Source organism: Roseivirga sp. UBA1976 (genome assembly GCF_002336325.1).
GTDB lineage: Bacteria > Bacteroidota > Bacteroidia > Cytophagales > Cyclobacteriaceae > Roseivirga > Roseivirga thermotolerans.
Genome location: NZ_DDDQ01000118.1, coordinates 39,995 through 46,137 on the forward strand (window position 1 = coordinate 39,995; position 6,143 = coordinate 46,137).

The 6,143-nt window shown below is 43.5% G+C and carries 4 protein-coding genes; all 4 read left to right on the plus strand.

The window, feature by feature from the left end; genetic code table 11:
* Positions 1-9 precede the first annotated feature (9 nt).
* The 4 genes from B3763_RS11825 to B3763_RS11840 all read left to right on the plus strand — a co-directional run bounded on the left by B3763_RS11825 (position 10) and on the right by B3763_RS11840 (position 5,779).
* Positions 10-387, plus strand: a complete 378-nt coding sequence (locus B3763_RS11825; protein WP_348655134.1) for a BlaI/MecI/CopY family transcriptional regulator — start codon at positions 10-12, stop codon at positions 385-387.
* On the plus strand, positions 374-2,920 hold the full coding sequence (locus B3763_RS11830) for a M56 family metallopeptidase (RefSeq protein ID WP_286746705.1): 2,547 nt from the start codon (positions 374-376) through the stop codon (positions 2,918-2,920). Before B3763_RS11825 ends, B3763_RS11830 begins: the two co-directional genes overlap by 14 nt.
* A 150-nt stretch (positions 2,921-3,070) precedes the next feature.
* A complete protein-coding gene (locus tag B3763_RS11835) occupies positions 3,071-4,441 on the plus strand; it encodes a 3-keto-disaccharide hydrolase (RefSeq protein WP_189628734.1) in 1,371 nt (456 codons plus the stop codon).
* Positions 4,442-4,444: 3 nt separating this feature from the next.
* The gene (locus B3763_RS11840; protein ID WP_286746707.1) at positions 4,445-5,779 is read left to right on the plus strand and encodes a Gfo/Idh/MocA family protein; all 1,335 of its coding nucleotides are present in this window, start codon (positions 4,445-4,447) and stop codon (positions 5,777-5,779) included.
* Positions 5,780-6,143: the final 364 nt, after the last annotated feature.

The following is a 6,143-nucleotide window of genomic DNA, read 5'->3' on the forward strand; positions in this document are numbered from 1 at the left end:
ACAAAGAACATGATTAAACCTACTGAAAGCGAGCTGGAAATTCTCAACATACTATGGACAAATGGCCCTAGTAGTGTGCGTGAAGTCAACAAAAAGATCAATGAGCAAAAAGAAGTTGGCTACACAACTACTTTGAAACTTATGCAGATTATGACCCAGAAAGGGTTAGTTGAAAGAGATGAAAGCAGTCGTTCACATATCTATTCTGCCCGAATAAAGGCAGAAGATATTCAGGAACAAATGCTGGACAAACTGCTGAACACCGCCTTTGGCGGGTCGGCCAGTAAACTGGTATTAAGCGCACTGGGATCGGGCAAGGCATCCGCCAGAGAATTGGAAGAAATAAAAGCACTCATTCAGAAGTTGGAGCAAGATGGAAATCAATAGTAACATACTGGAGGCCATTGGCCTTGGACTGGTTCATTCGCTTTGGCAAGGAGCTGCCCTGCTATTCGTTGTTTTACTAGGGTTGGTATCCTTAAGAAATAAAAAGGCAAAAACCCGATATACCCTTGTACTAATGGGCATACTAGCCTTACCTGTTTTACTAGCAGGCAATCTATACTTTTTCTGGCCGGCAAGCCCTGTGGAAAACTCAGGCACTTTAATCGCTTCAGAAATCCGTTTTTCTCCTAACATTATCTCTGACTTTCAAGCTTTTGCTGAAAATCCACAAAGCTCTTCTACCGTTTTATGGATTAAGGAAAATGCCCCTACCATAGCTGTAATCTGGATTGTTGGAATGGCCTTCTTTCTTCTTAAAGTATTGGGCTCATTCATCTGGATGAAGAGACTTCTAACCAAGGCATTTCCACTCGAAGAAACCTCCATAAACAGCCTTATTTGTAATATTAAGCTGGTTTTAGGCATCAAGAAACCCCTTCAAATCAAGTGTAGTTCATGGATTAAAAGTCCGGTAATTTTGGGCTTTACCCGACCAACTGTTCTCTTTCCTATAGGATTAATAGAAGGTCTTTCGACAGAAGAAGTGGAGGCCATTCTTTACCATGAATTGGCTCATTTAAAGAGAAATGATTTTGTTATCAACATCATTATCAACGTTTTACAAATAGTGTTTTTCTATCACCCTGCCTATTGGTGGATGAAAAGCCAGCTTGACAATGAACGCGAATATGCCACTGATGAATTGGCGCTAAAATATTCAGAAAAGAAACTCCCCATGATCAAGGCTCTGGCTAAGGTTCAAGCTTTCAGTATGAACCAACCCGGCCTTGCCTTCGCGGGAAACTCAAAAAATCAGGTACTTAAACGCATTAACATTATGATGAATTCAAAACAACAACCCAATTGGCTGAGCGCCATTTTTACCATAGCCTTATTGCTGGTCGCATTTGGCTTAATGAGTGTTCAAGAAACAAAACCAAAAACCGGGAAGTCGACTGAACCTAATACGTTGACCGAGTCTGAGGTTGATTTAGACTCTCTCCAAAACTCAGCAAACCCACAAACGAGAATCGATTATCTGGAATTCGATATGGACCCTCAGCCACAAGATGACAGTATAGCGATTTCAAAAGCCATTCTGGAAATGGTCAATAATCCCAATGATTTCATTTTCGAATTCGATGAGCAAGGCGAGGTAGTGCAAATAACAAAGAGTGGTAAAGAGTTAAAAAGGTCTGAGCTCTCCAATTATAAGATAGCCTACGCTAGGCTTATAAAGCTTGGTTTTGCTTTGACTAAAGGTGCTGAAGAAGCTAAGATTGAACAAATACAAGATGAACTGAGGAAAAGAGAAGAAGAGCTTCTGAGACAAAAAAGAGGGGTGGTTCGATACAATGTTAATAACAGATATGAAGTAGACTCTGTTTGGCTGAACGGGAAACTACTGGAAGGTAGTGATCGTGAGTTCCACCTAAAAAACTGGAGTCTTTGGGAAAGGGAAAAACTTGAAAAGGAATATTTAAGACTTCAGGATTCATTAAAAGTGGTACTCTACCCTGGCAATGAGATGGACTCTGCAGAAGTGGCCTGGGTCAATAAATACCAAGCCATGCTTGCCCCCTTGGAGGAGAAGCTAGTAAGTTTGAATTCCAGCCTTATAGAAAACAGCGAAGCCAAACTCGCTATGCTTGAAAAACAAATAGAAGAGTTAAAGGCCTCTTTAAAGGCTGAGAAAGAATTTACAACCCTTGCTTTTCCCAGTGGCAAAGCACGCTTCGAATTTGCCAAAGTTTTCCTGGTAGATAAAATCCATAAAAACTCGTTGATTCACTTTGACGGACAATTTCGGCCCTCAATGAAACTAGCCGACCTAACAGAAGAGGATATTATGTCTATTGAAAGTATGGATTTAATTCATGGTTCTAAAATGCTTGAGTTCGCACCAAGTGAATTGCTGATTAATAAAACCCAGATTCTTAGACTGAACAAGTATAAGCCGCAAGCCAAGGAAAAAGTATTAAAGATCGTAAAGGGAAAGCCAGTTATTGAATTGAATGGTAAGCTTCTGAAGGGAAAAAGCTTAGACGATCTAAACCTTGAAAATGCTCAAAGCATTGAAGTATTGAGTGGAAATAGCTTGTATAAATTCTATTCTAAGGAAGAGCTAAAGGGTTACGAAAGCATGATTAGAATTTATACAAATCAAGATGAAAACGCCCGCTTCCATGCCATTTCCGTAAGTCCCGATAACAGTAAATACTTTTTCAATGATGATTCCCTGCGAGAGGTAATGTATGATTTCTACATCCTTGAAAGATTAAGCCGCTCTAAAGGAGTATTGATTGAATATGGTGGTAAAATCGAGAAAGATTGGACCTTGGAGAGCTTAAAGAAAGACAAGCTTTACGAAATCAAGACGATAGAATTACTTAAGAATAAGGAAATGGAAAGCCACTACTCCAAAGAGCAACTAAGTGGAATTGATGTCTTGCTAAGAGTCAATGCAAAGAACTAAATCAAGCCGCCATGTGCGGCTTCTTTATTCTCACACCACCACTCTGCTCTATTTGATTATCATCTCTTGCCTCGATTTTCTATATTGAAGGTGCAGTCAGCCAACGCGCTAATTTTTAAGCTGGCTGCATTTACCTTTTCAATAAAAACCATGAAAAACAAACGGCAAACCGCCCTTGTGGCTTTGCTGCTTCTGCTGGCACATTTGGCCTGTGCCCAGGAATGGCAAAACCTAATTGGCGACAACCTCAACAACTGGAAAAAGCTCGGAGGCAACGGCACTTATGAGCTACAAAACGGTATTATTACCGGTACCACTCAAAAAAATACTCCCAACACATTTCTGGTTACCCGACAAGAATACAGCGATTTTATTCTGGAATTCGACATTTGGGTAGACCCCGCCATCAACACCGGGGTTCAAATACGAAGCCACAGTATAGAAAGCTACCAAAATGGTCGTGTCCATGGCTATCAGGTAGAAATAGACCCGAGCCCCAGGGCCTTTTCAGGTGGTATTTACGATGAAGCCCGCAGGCTATGGATGTACCCCATTTCCAGAAACCCCAAAGCACACAATGCTTTTAAAAATGGCGTGTGGAACCGGGTGAGAATAGAAGCCATCGGCCCTTCAATCAAAACCTGGATCAACGGTATTCAGTGTGCTGACCTGGTTGACGATATGACAGGCAGTGGTTTCATCGGCTTGCAGGTACATAGCGTGGCCGAGCAAGATGCCGGCAAACATGTGAAATGGAAAAACATGCGCATTCTTACCAAAAATCCGCAAAACTATACCCGAGAAACCGACCCCTCAGTGCCTCAGCTCAGCTACTTGATCAACCAACTAAGCGACAGAGAAAAAAGAGAAGGTTGGCGTCTTCTATGGGATGGCAAGACCTCAGCAGGCTGGAGAGGAGCCAAACTTGATCATTTCCCCACCAGTGGCTGGAATATGGAAAACGGTGAGCTCTCAGTAGCCGAAACAGGTGGAGCAGAATCAGCCGCAGGTGGAGACATTATTACTGTAGACCAATTTGCCAATTTTGAGCTGGAACTTCAGTTTATGCTCACAGAAGGAGCCAATAGTGGAGTCAAATACTTTGTAGACCCTCAGCTTAATCAGGGAACCGGTTCGGCCATTGGCTGCGAATTTCAGTTGCTTGATGACCAACGACACCCTGATGCCAAAATGGGAGTAAATGGCAACCGTACCCTGGGAGCTCTTTACGATCTCATAGCTCCTGAAAACCTTTCCATTCCCGGTCGCGGAAAACAGTTCAAAGGCCTCAATGTATGGAACAACCTGCGCATAGTCTCTAAAAACGGAAAAGTGGAACACTGGCTCAACAACGAAAAGGTAGTAGAGTACGATCGGTTCTCACAAATGTTCCGAGCCCTTGTAGCTTATAGTAAGTACAAAGACTGGAAAGGTTTTGGGCAATGGCCAAAAGGCCACATTTTATTGCAAGACCACGGCAATGCCGTAAAGTTCAGGAGTATTAAAATCAGAGAACTTTAAGTCATGGAAAAGAGCCTTAAAACAGAAACCCGAAGGGAGTTTATCAGGAAATCGGCATTGGCAGGTTTAGCGTTCAGTATGCCTGCTTACAGCTATTCGAGAATATTAGGCGCCAACGAAAAGGTGCTCACGGCCACCGCAGGTATAAACAGCAGAGGTAATGCCCACATTGCCGCTGCAGCCAAATACCCTTCAAAAATGGAGATCATAGCACTTTGCGATGTAGACAACAGAACATTTGCCAAAGCATTCCAAAGTCATGAATCGCTGGAATCTAAAAGTGTTACTCTATACTCAGACATTCGAAAACTGCTCGAAAACAAAGACATAGATGCCGTAACCATTGCCACACCAGATCACTGGCACGCTCCAATGGCCATTATGGCAATGAATGCCGGAAAGCATGTATATCTGGAAAAGCCATTCAGTCATAATCCGCAGGAAGGTGAATGGCTGGTTCAGGTGCAGGCAAAAACAGGCAAAGTGCTCCAAATAGGAAATCAGCAGCGTTCGGCTCCTACCTCCATAGCCCTTAAAAAAGAAATAGACAAAGGTACCATTGGCCGTCCGTACTATGCCAAAGCCTGGTACTCCAACAATCGTGGGTCCATAGGCACTGGTAAGAAGATAAACGTACCCGAATGGCTCAATTGGGAACTATGGCAGGGACCAGCACCAAGGAAAGACTACAAAGACAACTATGTACACTACCACTGGCATTGGTTTTGGCATTGGGGTACGGGCGAAATCAACAACAACGGCTTGCATGAACTGGACATTGCCCGGTGGATGCTCGGAGTGGACTTCCCGGACAAAGTGATCTCTCAAGGCGGACGATTTGCCTTTCAGGACGACTGGGAGTTTTACGATACCCAATTGGCAAGCTTTTATTACGGAAAAGACAAAATGATTACCTGGGAAGGCAGGAGCTGCAGAACCTTTCCATTAATTCATAACAGGGGGCGAGGCACCGCTATTTACGGAACCGAAGGCTCTGCCATTGTAGACCGTGACGGTTTTGAGATATACAACAAGGATGGAAAACTCATTGCATCAGCAAGGGAAGAAGAAAAATCGGCCTCTACCGACCTGGTAGGTATTGGCGGTTTAGACGGCTACCACATGAAGAATTTTCTGGACGCCATAACCAAAAGTCAAACTATCAACTCCCCGGCCAATGAAGCCCATAAAAGTACTCTAATGTGCCATTTGGGCAATATGGCTCAAAGGTTTGGTGGAACACTGGAAATTGATAGCTCCAATGGCAAGCCGAAAAATAAACAAGCCATGAGTTTATGGGGAAGAGACTATGAAAAAGGCTGGAAGCCTGTGGTTTAATTCTCAAGATCTCGACACAAGCTAACCCTGCTCAATAGCCTCTAGCCGGAATCGGTGTCCTCACCGATTCGCCTGTCAATGTCTTGGTGAAGACACCAAGGCTGGCATTAGGTTAGACAGATGCCTTCTAGTGCCCCATCAAAGTCTCTCATAGAGGACTTTGATAGACACTGCTTTATTCCCATCCAGGCTATGGCAGAAGTGTCTGCCAGCTTAGAACGTTTATGCAGATGCTTCGGCTTCGCTCAGTATGGAAAGGGAGCGGTTTTGGCCTTGCTCAGAATAGAAAGATGACTTTACGCACTAAACCCTGGCCGGAATCGGTGAGGACACCGATTCGCCTGTTAATGCCTTGGTGTGGACA

What these genes read in the sequence shown, in the direction of transcription:
- B3763_RS11830 (WP_286746705.1), top strand. Translation starts at nt 374, where the DNA reads ATGGAAATCAATAGTAACATACTGGAGGCCATTGGCCTTGGACTGGTT.
- B3763_RS11825 (WP_348655134.1), top strand. Translation starts at nt 10, where the DNA reads ATGATTAAACCTACTGAAAGCGAGCTGGAAATTCTCAACATACTATGG.
- B3763_RS11840 (WP_286746707.1), top strand. Translation starts at nt 4,445, where the DNA reads ATGGAAAAGAGCCTTAAAACAGAAACCCGAAGGGAGTTTATCAGGAAA.
- B3763_RS11835 (WP_189628734.1), top strand. Translation starts at nt 3,071, where the DNA reads ATGAAAAACAAACGGCAAACCGCCCTTGTGGCTTTGCTGCTTCTGCTG.